The sequence below is a fragment of the Lutaonella thermophila genome (assembly GCF_055387725.1).
On sequence record NZ_AP043783.1, the window covers coordinates 158,922 to 173,878 of the forward strand.

Consider the following 14,957-nt stretch of genomic DNA (forward strand, 5'->3'; position numbering starts at 1 on the left):
TCATATAAAATTACTTAAGTGTTATTACTTGTTTATTAAAAATTATTATTTACGGTTGTTGTGTCTTTAGTTTTTTCTGCTTCTTGTTGTCTTTTTTTTGCCTCACGGGCTTCTAACAGTTTTTTTCTGCGTTCTTCGTATGCTTTTTTACGCTCTTCTCTTTCTTTTAGTTTTTGTTGCCTTCTTTCTTCTATAGCTTTGGCTTGTGCTTCTCTTTTTTCTTGTGCTGCTTTCTTTCTAGCCGCTAAATCCGGATCAATTTCTTCAACTTCTTCTTCAAATTTATCTTTAGCACTTTTACCTTTAGCTATACGCTGATTTTGTTTTTTAACTGCATTTATTCGTCGTAATATCAAATCGCTAATATCATGTCTTTTATCAGAATATAGCATTACAACATCTGCAGAACGGTCAAATATAAAATCATAATTTTTATTTGCAGCTATTTCCTGAACAGCATTAAAAACTTGATCTTGTATGGGCTGTACCAGCATTCTTTTTTGCTGTACTAAATCGCCCTGAGGCCCAAATCTGTCTTGCTGGTATTCCAGCATTTCTTTTTCAAGTTGTTGTATTTCTTCTTCGCGTTCTTCTATAAGTTCTTGCGTTAAGAGTACTTTTTCTGCATTTAAATCTTTCTTCATTTGCTCAATCTGTGCCTTTTGCTGCTCGATTTCTATTTTCCATTTCTGAACTTTTTTATCGAGCTGGGCAGTAGCTTCTTTATATTCTTCTACATTTTCAAGAATATACTCCATGTCTATGTATCCTATTCTCACTCCGCGTTGGGCCACTACAGAAAGTGAGCTTAATACAATTATTGCTACAAGAACTTTTGCTTTCATGATTATGCTGCTTTAAGTATAGAAAATATCGTGCCAAAAATTAAAACTGCTGCCCAATAATAAAATGCGTTTCCCAACCATTTCGTTGTCCGGTACCGTCTATACTATCAAATCCGTATCCAAAATCAATACCTAATAAACCAAAGGCCGGCATAAAAATACGCAATCCAAATCCGGCAGAGCGTTTTAATTGAAACGGATTAAAGTCTTTAAAATTGTCAAAAGCAGCTCCGCCCTCTAAAAATGCCAGTCCGTAAATAGATGCTGATGGCTTTAAGGTTAGCGGGTATCTAAGTTCTAAAGAAAACTTGTTATAAATAGTAGATCCGTCTTGATTAGATAATGATTGGTTCGGATATCCGCGCAACTGAATATTCTCTCTACCATCTAACGTAAAGTTTCCTAATCCGTCTCCTCCTAAAAAGAAACGCTCAAAAGGTACCACGCCTCTATCGTTATTATAAGCTCCTAAAAACGCAAATTCTGCATTGGTACGCAATACTAACTTATCTACTAACGTAGTGTACCAATCACCCTTAAATTTAATTTTATAAAACTCTAACCATTTAAATTTTTCCTGATCTATTTTAGCTCTATCAGGTACGGTTTCTTCTCCTGGCTCTATTGTTGGACCAACATGCGCTGTTGTTGGGTCTGATGGGTCTGCATTAGCATTTATAAAGTTACCGTTAGCATCTTTTAACTGGTATTCTTCTTGGTTTTCTAAATCACCGTAATCTATATCTTCAAATAAAGAATACGGTGGTGTAAGTCTTGCGCTTATAGTAAATTCTGACCCTCGGGTTGGATAAATTGGGTTAATTGCCTTGCTGTTTCTGGTTAGCGCAATTGTATAGGTTAATGAGTTAGAGTAACCATCACCAAAGGTAAATAATCTTGTGTTATAGTTACGTAAGTCGTAATGCTGAAAACCTATTGCTTGTGATAGCTGAAAATAATCATCCGGCCACTCTAAACGTTTAGCTAAACCTACGGTTACACCGGTAATTAAAAAGCGTCTGTCTCTATCTGCATCTCGCGTTATCGGATCAAATAAAAACTGTACTGTGTGTGATAATGATGTAGAGAAACTTACCGGTTTTTTACCGCCAAACCATGGCTCTCTAAACGAGAAGCTATATGTTTGGAAAAACTTACTCCCTTGCAATCTGAGTGATAGGCTTTGCCCATCTCCCATAGGTAGTGGTTTGTAAGCTTCTTTCTTAAAAATATCTTTAATTGCAAAGTTGTTAAACGAGAGGCCAAGCGTTCCTATAAAGCCTCCACCGCCATAACCTCCTTGAAGCTCTATTTGGCTTGATCCTTTTTCTACCAAACCAAATTCTAAATCTAAAGTACCATCGTTAGGGTTTAAGTTTTGAAAATCTGGTGAAATTTGCTCGGCATCAAAGAATCCTAATTGCCCTAATTCACGTATGGTTCTAACTACGTTATCTTTACTATATTTTTGCCCCGGACGTACACGAAGTTCTCTATAAATAACATAGTCGTTAGTACGATCGTTACCAACTATTTTAACATTATTAATAAATGTTTCTTTTCCTTCTATAATTCTAATCTCGAAGTTTATAGTATCATTTTTAACCGAAACTTCTACCGGGTTTACATTAGAAAACAGGTATCCGTTGTTTTGGTATAAATTATACAGGTTAACACCGTCCGGTTTAGAGTCGTCTCTAATACGCTCTTCTAGCAGCACCCCATTATAGGTGTCTCCTTTTTTTATACCTAAAACTTTACGTAATTGCTCGTCTGTATAAACGGTATTCCCAATAAAATCTATATCGCCAAAATAATATTTGTTACCTTCTTCTACATTAATTTTTATGTCTAAATCTCCACCGTTATTAATTATAGTGTCTGATGTGATTCTGGCGTCTCTATATCCTTTAGATTTGTACTTATCTACAATAGCCGTAATATCTTCTTGGTAATCTGCTTCTATGAACTTTGATTTTTTCCAGAAACGAAGCGGAAATTTTTGCTTTGTGTTTTTCATTGCTTTTCTGAGTTTAGCATCAGAGAGCTTTTCGTTTCCTTCAAAAATTATATCGTCTATTTTAATTTTTTCGCCTTTATCTACAGTTACAATCATTTTTAAAGAATTAACATCTGTAGTGTCTGGCACTGTTGTAATATGAACTTTAGTATTTAAATACCCTTGCTTTCTGTATTTGTTAATAAGATAGTTTTTGGTGTTAGCAATAAAACCTTCGGTGATTTTTTTGCCTTTTTTAAGCTCGGTTTCATTTATAATCTCATCTACTTTGCGTTTTTTAACACCGTTAACTACAGCACTAGATAATGTTGGAAGCTCTTTTATGCTTAGCTCTAAAAAAACTTGATTGCCTTCTACATTAGTAATGTAAACATTAACATCACTAAATAAATTTAAGCCCCAAAGTTTTTTTATTACGCTACTTATTTCTTCGCCCGGAATGGTTATTGGTTGCCCGATTCGTAATCCTGTAAACGCTACTACAGTTTGTTCATTATAACTTTTAACTCCTGTAACTTCTATACCACCCAGTATGTATGTTTTTCCGTTTTCAAAAGAAACGTCTTGTGCTTTAGTAAGCGTTGTGGTAAATATTAAAAAAATAAAAACTAACAGTCTTAAACTCTTAGCTGTCATGTAATTATTGATTAAGTTGTTCACTTGTTTTTCCAAATCGTCGTTCTCTGTTTTGATAATTAACTATAGCCTCAAATAAGTGTTCTTTAGTAAAGTCCGGCCAAAGTGTGTTAGTAAAATACAACTCGGCATAGGCTATTTGCCAAAGCAGAAAATTACTTACTCTAAGCTCTCCGCTTGTACGAATAAGCAAATCTACATCGGGCAAATTGCGGGTGTAAAGATGATTATTTATAATGGATTCATCAATTTTTTCGGGAGAAATTATGTTATTTTTAACTTTGATGGCGATATCCTGCATGGCTCGGGTAATTTCATCTCTTGAACCATAACTAAGTGCTAACGTTAATGTTAGTTGCGAGTTGTTTTTGGTTTTTTCTATAACTTCTAAAAGCTCTCTATGTGCTTTAGCCGGTAATGCTGCAATATTACCGATTGCGTTTAGCTTTATATTATTTTTATTGAGGGTTTTAACTTCTTTTTTTAATGATGACACCAAAAGATTCATAAGAGTTTGAACCTCTGTTTTGGGCCTTTTCCAGTTTTCTGTAGAAAAAGCATAAAGGGTTAAAAAAGGTATTCCGGCCTCGCCAGCCCCTTCTATTGTTTCTTTAACTGCATTAACACCGTTTTCATGACCAAAAATTCGGCGTTTTCCTTTTTGCTTTGCCCATCTTCCGTTACCATCCATTATTATGGCTACATGTTTGGGCAGGATTTCTTTTGTAATCTTATCTTTAAAACTCATACCTGTGTTCTCTAATCCACACAATCATAACATGGTTTTCTCCCGAATGTATAGGTTAGGGTTATTCCGGAAAAAACATACCAATCATCACTAAAAACATTGCCAAATCTAAAACTTTCTAATGTATTTGCTTTTGGGTTACTACCATCTAAATTATCTGTAAAGGTATATCTGGCCCCAATTTCTGCTCCTAACACCAAAAACGTATTTAAGTTAGCTTTAATACCAACTGTCATAGGTATGGCAAATGTAGCTCTATTTCCTATTTTTTGTGCTTCGCCGGCCGGAAAATATAAATCGTCGTAAAATGTGTACGTTACTCCTGTATATAAATAAGGGGTGTACACTTTTCTGAACGTATGTAAATTAAAGTCTAAAAAATTAAACTCTAAACCGGCAGATACTTCTTTTAATGTATTCTCAAACTCATAACCTCTTTGCTGCCTTGATGCATCGTCTGAATCTATATCGAAAGCACTTATTTTACTGTAAATAGCCGACAATCTCCAGGAATAACGTTTACTAATATTCCATTTAAAAACCCCTCCAATTGCCAAATTATTGGGGGCAATGTAAGTAGTTTTACCAATATCTCCTATGTAGTTGCTTCCTCCAACAAATAAACCTGCTTCGTAGGTTTGCGCTTTTGCTCCACACACCATTAACAACCCAAAAATTATTACCTGTAATTGTCTCATAAATTAATAAGGTTTGCAAATATAACAATTATGCTTTCACATGGGGATTTACTATAAATATGTGTGATTGTTTAACAATTTTTGCAGCTTTTTATTGTTTTAATTACGTTTATCTTCTCCCCAAAGCAATTTTTTTCTGAGTGTAGTTAAGAAGCTTTCTGAAGTAAGCTCTACCATTTTTATAGTGAATTGAGCTTTTTTAATACATATTTCTGTGCTGTTACAGGCTGTTGCTATTCTGGAATCTAAAGAAATTAGATGATTTTCTTCTCTTCCGGAAACTTTTAATTTTATTTCTGTATTATCCGGTATTACCAATGGGCGAGCATTTAAATTATGTGGTGCAATTGGCGTTAACACAAAACTGTTTGTACTGGGTGTAATTACAGGACCCCCACAGCTTAAAGAGTACCCGGTAGAGCCTGTTGGTGTAGCTACTATTAAGCCATCTGCCCAATAAGAAGTTAAATATTCATCATTTAAATAGGTAGAAACCGTAATCATAGATGTGGTGTTTTTACGACTTACGGCGATTTCGTTTAAAGCAAAATTTAAATTAATTATTCCTTGTATTTGAGGATTAGTTTTTATCTCTAACAAGGTTCTATCTACCAATGTGTATTTGCCTTCTTTTAAATACGTAACTGCTTGGACAATCTCTTCTTTTTGTACTGTTGCCAAAAAACCAAGCCTGCCGGTGTTTATACCAATAATTGGAATTCCGTGGTCGCGTATGTAAGTTATCGCTCTGAGAATAGTACCGTCTCCGCCAATACTAAAAAACAAATCAAAGCTGCTATCTAAATCATCATAAGAAGAAAATGATTTGTAAGTGTTGCTTGCTTTATAGGCACTGGCTATTGCCTTAAGGTAGTCTTCTTCTATATAAACTTCAGCTTTAATAGCGGCTAAAGCATCAAGTAAAGTTTCTATATAGGTTTCTAACGTATCGTTGTAAACCTGACCGTATATTGCAATCTTCATTAAATGTTAAGGTATTTTTTTAGATAATCTGAACGCTCTTTTAGGTCTTTTAAAAACATATCGTCTTCGTTACCTAACACTATATTATATCCGTATCGTCTAAAAGTTTGGATAATGGTATTTAATCCTTCGCCGGAAACCTTTAAAGTTATCTGAACAAGATCTTCGTTCATATCAGAAATAAAGGCCCCTAATAATTTAGCGTTGTTACTCTCTACAATCTGAGAAATTTCACTTAACGAATAATCTAAAATACCTTTTTCTACTACCAACTCTCCTCCGGGCTCACTCAAAAACGGAGTTTCGCTAAATAAATTTAAAATGTCTGCCAATTCATAACATCCTAAATAGGTGTTATCTATATCTAAAACCGGCATGATATTGGTTTCATTCTGAATGCATTTTTCTAAAACATCTAACCAATGTGTATCTTTTAAAACATACACCACCTCAAAGGCGTAAGTGTATTCTTCCAGCTTTTTTGAATTATCAAAATTATACAAATCTTGTTCTGCCACTAACCCCAAAAACTCGCCATTATCAACTACAGGATAATGCGAATACGCCTGAGGTTTAATAAGGTTTACCACAGTTTCTATTTTGTTAGACAGTGATAACGGCTTAACATTATTGTATATTAAATTTTGTAGTTGCATAGCGTTACTATATAATTGGCAAATTAATTAAATAATACCATAAAAAGCATCCTTTAGTTTGTATTTTTGTGCTCATTAAAATTTACAGCAAAAAAATGACCAAACTAAGTGTAAACATCAATAAAATTGCCACACTGAGAAACTCTAGAGGTGGCAATGTACCAAATTTACTAAAAGTTGCAACAGATGTGCAAGAGTTTGGAGCGCATGGCATTACAATACATCCAAGACCAGACGAGCGACATATTAGATATCAAGATGCCAGAGATTTAAAACCTCTTGTTACCACAGAATTTAATATAGAAGGCAACCCAATACAAAAGTTTATAGATTTAGTTTTAGAAGTAAAACCAACTCAAGTTACTTTGGTTCCTGATGCTGAAGATGCTATAACTTCTGATGCCGGATGGGACACCATAAAACATCAAACCTTCTTAACCGAAGTAATTTCAGATTTTAAACGTAATAACATTAGGACTTCTATTTTTTTAGATCCTAATTTAAAAATGGTTGAACCGGCCGCTAAAACCGGAACAGACAGGATAGAACTTTACACAGAAGAGTACGCGCGCGAATTTGAAAAAGGTAACACCAAAGCTGTTGCTAAATATGCCGAAACTGCAAAATTAGCCCAAGAGTATGGTTTGGGAGTTAACGCCGGACACGATTTAAATTTAGACAACATTAAGTTTTTTAAAGAGAATATTCCTGGGCTTTTAGAAGTTTCTATTGGGCATGCGCTTATAAGCGAAGCTATTTATTTAGGTTTAGAGAACGTGATTAATATGTATATAAACAAATTACAATAATGCAACAATTACTTCACAGCAAAATACTTGGTGAGGGCAAGCCTTTGTTAATACTACATGGCTTTTTAGGGATGTTAGACAACTGGAAAACTTTAGGCTCTCAGTATGCAGAGCATGGTTTTCAAGTACATTTAATAGACCAAAGAAACCATGGTAAAAGTTTTCATAGTAATCAATTTAGCTATGAGCTTATGGCTGCCGATTTACATTATTATTGCATGAACCACAATATAAAATCATGTGCTTTGCTTGGTCACTCTATGGGAGGAAAAACAGCCATGTTGTTTGCTGTTTCTTACCCAGATTTAGTACAAAAACTAATTGTAGCAGATATTGCCCCTAAATACTACCCGCCTCATCATCAGCAAATATTAGCCGGACTACAAGCTATAGACTTTACCACATTAAGCTCAAGAAAAGAGGCCGATGATATTTTAGCTAACTACGTTTCAGATTTTGGAACCCGCCAGTTTTTACTTAAAAATTTATACCGAAAAGATAAAGACACATTCGACTTCAGATTTAATTTGCCTACTCTTGTAAGTAATGTAGAAAACATTGGTAAAGCACTACCAAGCGAATCTATTTTTGAAGGCGAAACACTTTTTGTAAGAGGAGATAAATCTGACTATATTACAGAAAACGATTTTAACCTAATAACCAAACACTTTCCGAAAGCAGAAATTAAAACCATCTCCAATGCCGGACATTGGCTACATGCAGAGAATCCGGAAGAGTTTTTTAAAGCAACCCTAAATTTTTTAAGCTGACAGTTGGATTAAATCGGTACATTATTTGCAATGTACTTTAAAAAAAGCCTATGAAATTTATATTAAAAATACTTTTAAGTGCATTAGCCGTTGTTTTCTTGGCACAATTACTCCCGGGCGTTTACGTTACTTCATACGTAACTGCTATTGTAGTTGCATTTGTTTTAAGTTTACTAAACCTATTAGTTAAACCCGTTTTAATAATTTTTACCTTGCCGGTTACCATTTTAACCTTTGGTTTATTTTTACTTATAATTAATGCTTGCATAATTTTACTGGCCGATGCTCTAGTTGCCGGTTTTAGTGTGCAAAATTTATGGTGGGCACTACTATTTAGCTTACTACTTTCTTTATTGCAATCTATTTTGTTTAAGCTTTTAAAAACAGACAAAGAACACCACATTTAATATTTGACATTCAAGCATTTAAAAACTTGTCAGGCTTGCAAAAATGTTATACTTTTGCAAGCCGATTTTTAATAACAACCACAATGAATATTACAAGAGAGCATATTGACGATTTAAACGCAATTGTTAAAGTAGCTATAACAAAAGAAGATTATAGTGATAAGGTAGAAAAAATTCTTAGAGATTACCGTAAAAATGCTAATATCCCAGGATTTAGAAAAGGGCATGTGCCTATGGGATTAGTTAAAAAACAATACGGTAAGGCGGTGTTGGTAGACGAAGTAAATAAGCTTCTACAAGATGCTCTAAATAAATATTTAACCGAAGAGAAGTTAGATGTTTTAGGAAATCCGCTTCCTAAGGTTCAAGATGATTTTAATTGGGATGCCGAAGAATTAAAATTTGAATTCGAGCTTGGTTTAGCTCCAGAGTTTGATGTAAACCTAAAAAGTAAAAAGGCTATTACACACTATAAAATAGTAGCCGATAAAAAAATGGTTGATGACCAAGTAAAACGTATTCAAAAACAATACGGCAAACTAATAAATAAAGATACTGTAGAAGAAGGAGACGAAATTACCGGAACATTTACCAATGCCGAAAAAGAAATAAACAATAAGGCTACTTTCTCTCTTGACAGAATTAAAGGTAAAAGAAACACCGATAAGTTTTTAGGAGCAAAAGTTAATGATACTCTTACGCTTAAAACCAAAAACTTATTTAACGATGAGCACGATTTAATGCAGTTTTTAAAAGTAAGCCACGATGAAGCTCATGATCTAGATATAGAAGTAACTTTTACTATTGAAGAAATAAACAAAAGAGAGCTTGCCGAATTAAACCAAGATTTATTTGATAAGCTTTTTGGCAAAGACAAAGTAACTTCAGAGAAAGAGCTTAGAGAAAAAATTAAAGAAGATGCCGAAAAGCAATTCGAGCAGCAATCAGACCAAAAATTAATCAATGATGTTACAGAATACTTAGTAGAAAATACTAAGTTTGATTTGCCTGCTGCATTCTTAAAAAAATGGATTCAAACTACCGGAGAGACCCCTCTAACAGAACAAGAAGCAAGCGAAGAATACGAAAAATCAGAAAAAGGGCTACGCTATCAATTAATAGAAAGCAAATTAGTAGAGAAACACAATCTTCAAGTAACTTTCGAGGAGCTTAAGGATTTTGCTAAAAACTTTATTAAAATGCAGATGGCTCAATTTGGCCAAGTAGACCCAAAAGATGAAGATGTTGAAAACATTGCTGCACGTGTATTAAGTAATCAAGAAGAAGTTAAGCGCTTATCAGACCAATTAATGAGTCAGAAACTTTTAAAACTCTACAAAGAAGAGGCTAACTTAAAAACCAAAGAAGTTACCTACGACGAGTTTGTTAAAGAAGTTTACGGATAAGTAGTTTAAAAAAATAAAAACTATATTTAAGGCGTTAAAAACAGTATTTAACGCCTTTTTTATAAACAGTAAAAAAACACATGGATTACGGTAAGGAATTTAAAAAATATGCAACTAAGCACCACGGAGTTAATAGTATGTATTACGATAAGTTAGTAAGCAGCCTAACTCCGTACATTATAGAAGAACGCCAGCTAAATGTGGCACAAATGGATGTCTTCTCTAGATTGATGATGGACAGAATTATCTTTCTTGGTACAGGAATAGATGATCAGGTAGCCAACATCATTCAGGCACAATTACTGTTTCTAGAAAGTGTAGACGCCTCAAAAGACATTCAAATATACATAAACTCGCCTGGTGGTAGCGTTTATGCCGGTTTAGGTATTTACGACACCATGCAATTTATAAAACCAGATGTAGCCACTATTTGTACCGGTATTGCTGCATCTATGGCAGCTGTACTGCTTTGTGCCGGAGAAAAAGGTAAACGTAGCGGATTAACACATTCTAGAGTTATGATTCATCAACCTTTATCAGGAGCACAAGGGCAAGCAAGTGATATTGAAATTGCTGCTAAAGAAGTATTAAAAGTTAAAGACGAGCTCTATCAAATTATATCTAACCATTCCGGACAACCGTTTAAAAAGGTGTATGAAGATAGCGACCGTGATTTTTGGATGCGTGCAGAAGAAGCTAAAGATTACGGTATGATTGATGAGATTTTAGTTAGAAATTAAACATTATGGCTAAAGAAAATTTAGAATGCTCTTTTTGTGGCAGAAAAAAGCCTGAAACCGATTTATTAATTGCAGGGTTAGATGCGCATATTTGCGATCGTTGTATAGAACAAGCCCATGGTATTGTTTTAGAAGAAACCCGACAATCTAAATCACAAGAGCTATCCTCAGAGCTGGTATTAAAAAAACCTCAAGAAATTAAAGCTTTTTTAGACCAGTTTGTTATTGGACAAGAAACCACAAAAAAAGTATTATCGGTAGCTGTTTATAATCATTACAAACGATTATTACAGCCTATAACCAATGATGATATAGAGATACAAAAAAGTAATATTATCATGGTTGGGCAAACCGGTACCGGTAAAACCCTTATGGCAAAAACCATTGCCAAAATGTTAAACGTTCCGCTTGCTATTGTAGATGCTACTGTTTTAACAGAAGCAGGTTATGTTGGCGAAGATGTAGAAAGCATTTTAACCCGTTTACTACAAGCAGCCGATTATAATCTTGAGAAGGCAGAGCGCGGAATTGTTTTTATAGATGAAATTGATAAAATTGCTCGTAAAAGCGATAACCCTTCTATTACCAGAGATGTTTCTGGCGAAGGTGTACAACAGGCACTTTTAAAATTACTTGAAGGAACTGTTGTAAATGTTCCGCCAAAAGGAGGAAGAAAGCATCCTGACCAAAAATTTATAGAGGTTAACACCGAAAACATTTTATTTATAGCCGGTGGTGCTTTTGATGGTATTGAGCGTATAATTACCAAACGCTTAAATATGCAAGCCGTTGGTTTTAGCGCATCAATGAAAGATTTAGCAATAGATGAGAGTAATTTATTGCAATACATTATACCAAAAGACATTAAAGAGTACGGTTTAATTCCTGAAATTATAGGAAGACTTCCGGTGCTTACGCACATGGATCCGTTAGATGCTAAAACTTTAAGAGCCATACTAACAGAGCCTAAAAATGCTATTATTAAGCAATACGAAAAGCTCTTTGCTATGGACGATATTGAGTTTTCTATTACAGAAGGAGCTTTAGATTATATTGTAGAAAAGGCAATAGAGTACAAACTTGGCGCTAGAGGCTTACGCTCTCTTTGCGAAGCTATTTTAACAGATGCCATGTTTGAACTACCAAGCAGTGAGGAGAAATCGTTACGAGTAGATAAAGCCTACGCAGAAGAGAAACTCACAAAAGCTACCATAAATAAGCTAAAAGCCGTTTCTTAGAAACGGCTTTTAGTTATTGTTAATTAACAACTCTTCTATATATTCTCTGTTATTAGATAACCTTGGAACTTTATGCTGGCCTCCCAGTTTATTTTTACTTTTTAACCAATTATAGAATAAATTAGGTTTTGCTATATGCACCTTAGGCTTGGTTAAGGTCATGTTATTATACCTTTTAGCCTCATAATCAGAGTTTAACGCTTTTAGTGCATTGTCTAGCATTTCTGTAAAATAATCCAGGTTATTAGGCGGGTTTTTAAATTCTATAAGCCACTCATGCGAGCCTTTTTCTTTTCCGCTCATAAAAACAGGAGCTGCTGTGTAATCTACAATTTCACTTTTGGTTTTTTGGCATGCTTGCTTTAAAGCTTCTTCTGCATTTTCAATTATAAGTTCCTCGCCAAAAGCATTAATAAAATGTTTTGTTCTTCCCGTAATTTTAATTCTGTAAGGGTTTGTACTTGTAAACCTAACCGTATCACCTATTAAATAACGCCATAAACCTGCGTTGGTGGTTATTACCATGGCGTAATTTTTATTTTTTTCTACTTGCCATAACGGAATTGCCTTTTGGTTAGGTGTGCCAAAAGTTTCCATTGGGATAAATTCATAAAAAATACCATAGTCTAACATTAAAAGCAGCTCATCTGAATAGTTTTGATCCTGAATAGCAAAAAAACCTTCAGATGCGTTGTACACTTCATAATATTTAAAGTTTGGATTTGGTAAAAGCTGCTTGTATTGTTCTCGGTACGGTGTAAAGCTAACTCCACCATGAAAATAAACCTCTAAATTCTCCCAAACTTCTAATAAATGCTCTTTTTTTGTTTCTTCTAAAACTTTATTTAACAACACCAGCATCCAAGAAGGAACACCTGCTAAACTTGTTACATTTTCATGAATGGTTTCTTGTACAATAGCTGGCAGCTTGGTTTCCCACTCACCCATTAACGAAATTCTGTTACTTGGAGTACTGCTAAATTCTGCCCAAAAAGGCATGTTATCTATTAATATTGCCGATAAATCTCCGAAGTAAGTTCCATTATCTTCATACAACTCTTTACTACCTCCTAAACGTAACCCTTTACCTGTAAAAAGCTGTGAGTTTTCGTTATTATTAAGGTACAAACAGAGTAAGTCTTTACCGGATTTATAATGGCAATCTTCTAATGCTTCTGTGCTTACCGGAATAAATTTACTTTTGGCACTTGTGGTACCACTACTTTTTGCAAACCATTTTATATGAGATGGCCAGAATATGTTGTTTTCACCTTTTCGGGTACGTTCAATAAGTGGCTCTACATCTTCGTAAGTAGCTATTGGTAGCCGCTCGGCAAAAACCTCATAGTTTTTAATACTCTTAAAATCATACTGTTTACCGAGCTCTGTGTTTTGGGCCACTGTAAGTAATTGATGAAGCACTTCTATTTGTACTTCTTCAGGATACTTTAAAAAAAGTTCTATTTGATGATAGCGCTTTTTTAATAGCCAAGATGCTATAGAGTTAAACAGTGGTATTGGCATTTTTTACCTTATATTTAAAGCATAAAAATAGCAAAATCTTTTTCTATGTACGAAGGCGTTTTAACAAAAATGAAAACCGAATTTACAGATCCTATAAACTACTTTTTGGTTTTTAAAAATAACTTTATAAATATGAACCAGTTACTAGATAAAAAAATAACTATATCTTTTGTAAAGTATGAATGTCTTAGTTGCGGGTTAGATAAACCTATTTATAGACAAGGTTTCTGTAAAAGTTGTTTTTTCGATACGCCTAAAGCGGGTGATTGGGTTATGCGGCCGGAGCTTAGTAAAGCTCACTTAGACCAAGAAGACAGAGATTTAGCATTTGAAAAAGAAATGCAGTTACAACCTCATGTAGTTTATTTAGCGCTGTCTAGTGATGTAAAGGTTGGTGTTACCAGAAAAGCACAAATTCCGACACGATGGATTGATCAAGGAGCACACCAGGCAATTGAAATTGTTGAAGTTCCTAACAGATATTTAGCCGGAATTACCGAAGTTGCTTTAAAAGATCATATGACCGATAAAACCAATTGGCGAAAAATGCTAACCAACAACATAATTGATGTTGATTTAGTAGCCGAAAAAGACCGATTAGATGATTTTTTACCCGATGAAGTTAAGCCTTACTATTTAGAGAATAACCAAAAAATATATACTATTAACTATCCGGTTAATTTGTATCCTAAAAAAGTAAAAAGCTTAAATTTAGATAAAACTCCCAGCTACTCAGGGGTTTTAAAAGGTATTAAAGGACAGTACTTAATTTTTGAAGATAGTACTGTGTTTAATGTTAGGGGCTCTGAAGGCTATGTTGTAAATATAAATATAGAATAAAGCCTACTATTGCTCTTGCTTTCTTTCAAACTCTTCTTTGTAAGCAGCCTTAGCAATTTCTTCTCTTCTAAGCTGAGATTTCTTGGTAAAAAACTGCTTTTCTCTAAGATTTCTTAACTGCTTAGTTTTTTTTACTTTTTGCTTGTAGCGTTTAAGTGCTCTTTCTATATTTTCTCCTTGCTTTACGTTTATTATTAGCATTTAAAATGTGTTTAAATTAAAAAAATAAACCGTTAGCCTGAATAGACTAACGGTTTTATTAAACTGTATAAATTAGTCTATAATTTCTACGTTAATAGCATTTAAGCCTTTTCTTCCTCTTTCTGTTTCAAAAGACACCTTATCGTTTTCAGTGATATCATCAATTAAACCACTTTCATGAACAAAAATGTCTTCACTTGATCCTTCTACTGTAATAAAACCAAATCCTTTGGTTCTGTTAAAGAACTTAACCGTTCCTTCTTTCATAATATAATAATTTAAAAATGTTACTGATGTTCGAATTACATATACATCTCTTTAATTAGAGAAACATAAAGCAAAAAATAAAACAGGAATAAATTTAACCGGGAAAGATATAAATGTATTGCAAGTGGTTTTTGCTAATTCTTTGCAAAGAAATGTCTTTATTTTCAC

At 34.0% G+C, this 14,957-nt stretch carries 16 protein-coding genes; 7 read left to right on the forward strand and 9 right to left on the reverse strand.

The features are described 5' to 3' along the window. Positions 1–35: 35 nt before the first annotated feature. The 6 genes from ACZ5CF_RS00815 to ACZ5CF_RS00840 all read right to left on the reverse strand — a co-directional run bounded on the left by ACZ5CF_RS00815 (position 36) and on the right by ACZ5CF_RS00840 (position 6,587). Positions 36–845: an OmpH/Skp family outer membrane protein gene (locus ACZ5CF_RS00815; protein WP_464579727.1), complete on the reverse strand. Its 810-nt coding sequence runs from the start codon at positions 843–845 to the stop codon at positions 36–38. 40 nt (positions 846–885) lie between these two features. Continuing rightward, positions 886–3,501, reverse strand: a complete 2,616-nt coding sequence (locus ACZ5CF_RS00820; protein ID WP_464579728.1) for a BamA/OMP85 family outer membrane protein — start codon at positions 3,499–3,501, stop codon at positions 886–888. 4 nt (positions 3,502–3,505) lie between these two features. Next, entirely contained in the window at positions 3,506–4,249 is a 744-nt protein-coding gene (locus ACZ5CF_RS00825; protein ID WP_464580855.1) for an isoprenyl transferase, read from the reverse strand. Positions 4,250–4,260: 11 nt separating this feature from the next. Beyond that, the gene (porG, locus tag ACZ5CF_RS00830; protein ID WP_464579730.1) at positions 4,261–4,947 is read right to left on the reverse strand and encodes a type IX secretion system protein PorG; all 687 of its coding nucleotides are present in this window, start codon (positions 4,945–4,947) and stop codon (positions 4,261–4,263) included. A gap of 99 nt (positions 4,948–5,046) precedes the next feature. Then, positions 5,047–5,931 (reverse strand): NAD kinase, encoded by an 885-nt coding sequence (locus ACZ5CF_RS00835; protein WP_464579731.1) that lies wholly within the window; start codon positions 5,929–5,931, stop codon positions 5,047–5,049. Then, a complete protein-coding gene (locus ACZ5CF_RS00840; RefSeq protein ID WP_464579733.1) occupies positions 5,931–6,587 on the reverse strand; it encodes a CBS domain-containing protein in 657 nt (218 codons plus the stop codon). Before ACZ5CF_RS00840 ends, ACZ5CF_RS00835 begins: the two co-directional genes overlap by 1 nt. Positions 6,588–6,682: 95 nt before the next feature. Here ACZ5CF_RS00840 and ACZ5CF_RS00845 point away from each other — a divergent pair, with 95 nt between their 5' ends. The 6 genes from ACZ5CF_RS00845 to clpX all read left to right on the forward strand — a co-directional run bounded on the left by ACZ5CF_RS00845 (position 6,683) and on the right by clpX (position 11,957). Continuing rightward, positions 6,683–7,396, forward strand: a complete 714-nt coding sequence (locus ACZ5CF_RS00845) for a pyridoxine 5'-phosphate synthase (protein ID WP_464579734.1) — start codon at positions 6,683–6,685, stop codon at positions 7,394–7,396. Then, the gene (locus tag ACZ5CF_RS00850) at positions 7,396–8,166 is read left to right on the forward strand and encodes an alpha/beta fold hydrolase (RefSeq protein ID WP_464579735.1); all 771 of its coding nucleotides are present in this window, start codon (positions 7,396–7,398) and stop codon (positions 8,164–8,166) included. Before ACZ5CF_RS00845 ends, ACZ5CF_RS00850 begins: the two co-directional genes overlap by 1 nt. Before the next feature lie 50 nt (positions 8,167–8,216). Beyond that, the gene (locus ACZ5CF_RS00855; protein WP_464579736.1) at positions 8,217–8,573 is read left to right on the forward strand and encodes a phage holin family protein; all 357 of its coding nucleotides are present in this window, start codon (positions 8,217–8,219) and stop codon (positions 8,571–8,573) included. A gap of 83 nt (positions 8,574–8,656) precedes the next feature. Continuing rightward, positions 8,657–9,979, forward strand: coding sequence for a trigger factor (tig, locus tag ACZ5CF_RS00860; protein WP_464579738.1), 1,323 nt, complete (start codon positions 8,657–8,659; stop codon positions 9,977–9,979). A gap of 80 nt (positions 9,980–10,059) precedes the next feature. Continuing rightward, on the forward strand, positions 10,060–10,719 hold the full coding sequence (clpP, locus tag ACZ5CF_RS00865; RefSeq protein ID WP_464579740.1) for an ATP-dependent Clp endopeptidase proteolytic subunit ClpP: 660 nt from the start codon (positions 10,060–10,062) through the stop codon (positions 10,717–10,719). Positions 10,720–10,724: 5 nt separating this feature from the next. Continuing rightward, positions 10,725–11,957 carry an ATP-dependent Clp protease ATP-binding subunit ClpX gene (gene clpX / locus ACZ5CF_RS00870; protein WP_464579742.1) on the forward strand — a complete coding sequence of 411 codons (1,233 nt, stop codon included), beginning with the start codon at positions 10,725–10,727 and terminating at the stop codon, positions 11,955–11,957. A gap of 9 nt (positions 11,958–11,966) precedes the next feature. On the opposite strand, the gene ACZ5CF_RS00875 is transcribed toward clpX, so the two are convergent. Beyond that, positions 11,967–13,481, reverse strand: coding sequence for a GH3 auxin-responsive promoter family protein (locus tag ACZ5CF_RS00875; RefSeq protein ID WP_464579744.1), 1,515 nt, complete (start codon positions 13,479–13,481; stop codon positions 11,967–11,969). 45 nt (positions 13,482–13,526) lie between these two features. Here ACZ5CF_RS00875 and ACZ5CF_RS00880 point away from each other — a divergent pair, with 45 nt between their 5' ends. Next, complete coding sequence (locus ACZ5CF_RS00880) at positions 13,527–14,321, forward strand: DUF2797 domain-containing protein (protein WP_464579745.1); 795 nt, start codon at positions 13,527–13,529, stop codon at positions 14,319–14,321. A gap of 6 nt (positions 14,322–14,327) precedes the next feature. On the opposite strand, the gene rpsU is transcribed toward ACZ5CF_RS00880, so the two are convergent. Further along, complete coding sequence (gene rpsU, locus ACZ5CF_RS00885) at positions 14,328–14,522, reverse strand: 30S ribosomal protein S21 (protein ID WP_464579747.1); 195 nt, start codon at positions 14,520–14,522, stop codon at positions 14,328–14,330. Between the two features lie 72 nt (positions 14,523–14,594). Continuing rightward, positions 14,595–14,789 carry a cold-shock protein gene (locus ACZ5CF_RS00890; RefSeq protein ID WP_464579748.1) on the reverse strand — a complete coding sequence of 65 codons (195 nt, stop codon included), beginning with the start codon at positions 14,787–14,789 and terminating at the stop codon, positions 14,595–14,597. Positions 14,790–14,957 lie beyond the last annotated feature (168 nt).

Coding starts and splice junctions, on each gene's coding strand:
- clpP (WP_464579740.1), top strand. CDS start 10,060: ATGGATTACGGTAAGGAATTTAAAAAATATGCAACTAAGCACCACGGA.
- ACZ5CF_RS00840 (WP_464579733.1), bottom strand. CDS start 6,587: ATGCAACTACAAAATTTAATATACAATAATGTTAAGCCGTTATCACTG.
- ACZ5CF_RS00825 (WP_464580855.1), bottom strand. CDS start 4,249: ATGAGTTTTAAAGATAAGATTACAAAAGAAATCCTGCCCAAACATGTA.
- rpsU (WP_464579747.1), bottom strand. CDS start 14,522: ATGCTAATAATAAACGTAAAGCAAGGAGAAAATATAGAAAGAGCACTT.
- clpX (WP_464579742.1), top strand. CDS start 10,725: ATGGCTAAAGAAAATTTAGAATGCTCTTTTTGTGGCAGAAAAAAGCCT.
- ACZ5CF_RS00875 (WP_464579744.1), bottom strand. CDS start 13,481: ATGCCAATACCACTGTTTAACTCTATAGCATCTTGGCTATTAAAAAAG.
- ACZ5CF_RS00815 (WP_464579727.1), bottom strand. CDS start 845: ATGAAAGCAAAAGTTCTTGTAGCAATAATTGTATTAAGCTCACTTTCT.
- ACZ5CF_RS00890 (WP_464579748.1), bottom strand. CDS start 14,789: ATGAAAGAAGGAACGGTTAAGTTCTTTAACAGAACCAAAGGATTTGGT.
- ACZ5CF_RS00850 (WP_464579735.1), top strand. CDS start 7,396: ATGCAACAATTACTTCACAGCAAAATACTTGGTGAGGGCAAGCCTTTG.
- ACZ5CF_RS00835 (WP_464579731.1), bottom strand. CDS start 5,931: ATGAAGATTGCAATATACGGTCAGGTTTACAACGATACGTTAGAAACC.
- porG (WP_464579730.1), bottom strand. CDS start 4,947: ATGAGACAATTACAGGTAATAATTTTTGGGTTGTTAATGGTGTGTGGA.
- tig (WP_464579738.1), top strand. CDS start 8,657: ATGAATATTACAAGAGAGCATATTGACGATTTAAACGCAATTGTTAAA.
- ACZ5CF_RS00855 (WP_464579736.1), top strand. CDS start 8,217: ATGAAATTTATATTAAAAATACTTTTAAGTGCATTAGCCGTTGTTTTC.
- ACZ5CF_RS00820 (WP_464579728.1), bottom strand. CDS start 3,501: ATGACAGCTAAGAGTTTAAGACTGTTAGTTTTTATTTTTTTAATATTT.
- ACZ5CF_RS00880 (WP_464579745.1), top strand. CDS start 13,527: ATGTACGAAGGCGTTTTAACAAAAATGAAAACCGAATTTACAGATCCT.
- ACZ5CF_RS00845 (WP_464579734.1), top strand. CDS start 6,683: ATGACCAAACTAAGTGTAAACATCAATAAAATTGCCACACTGAGAAAC.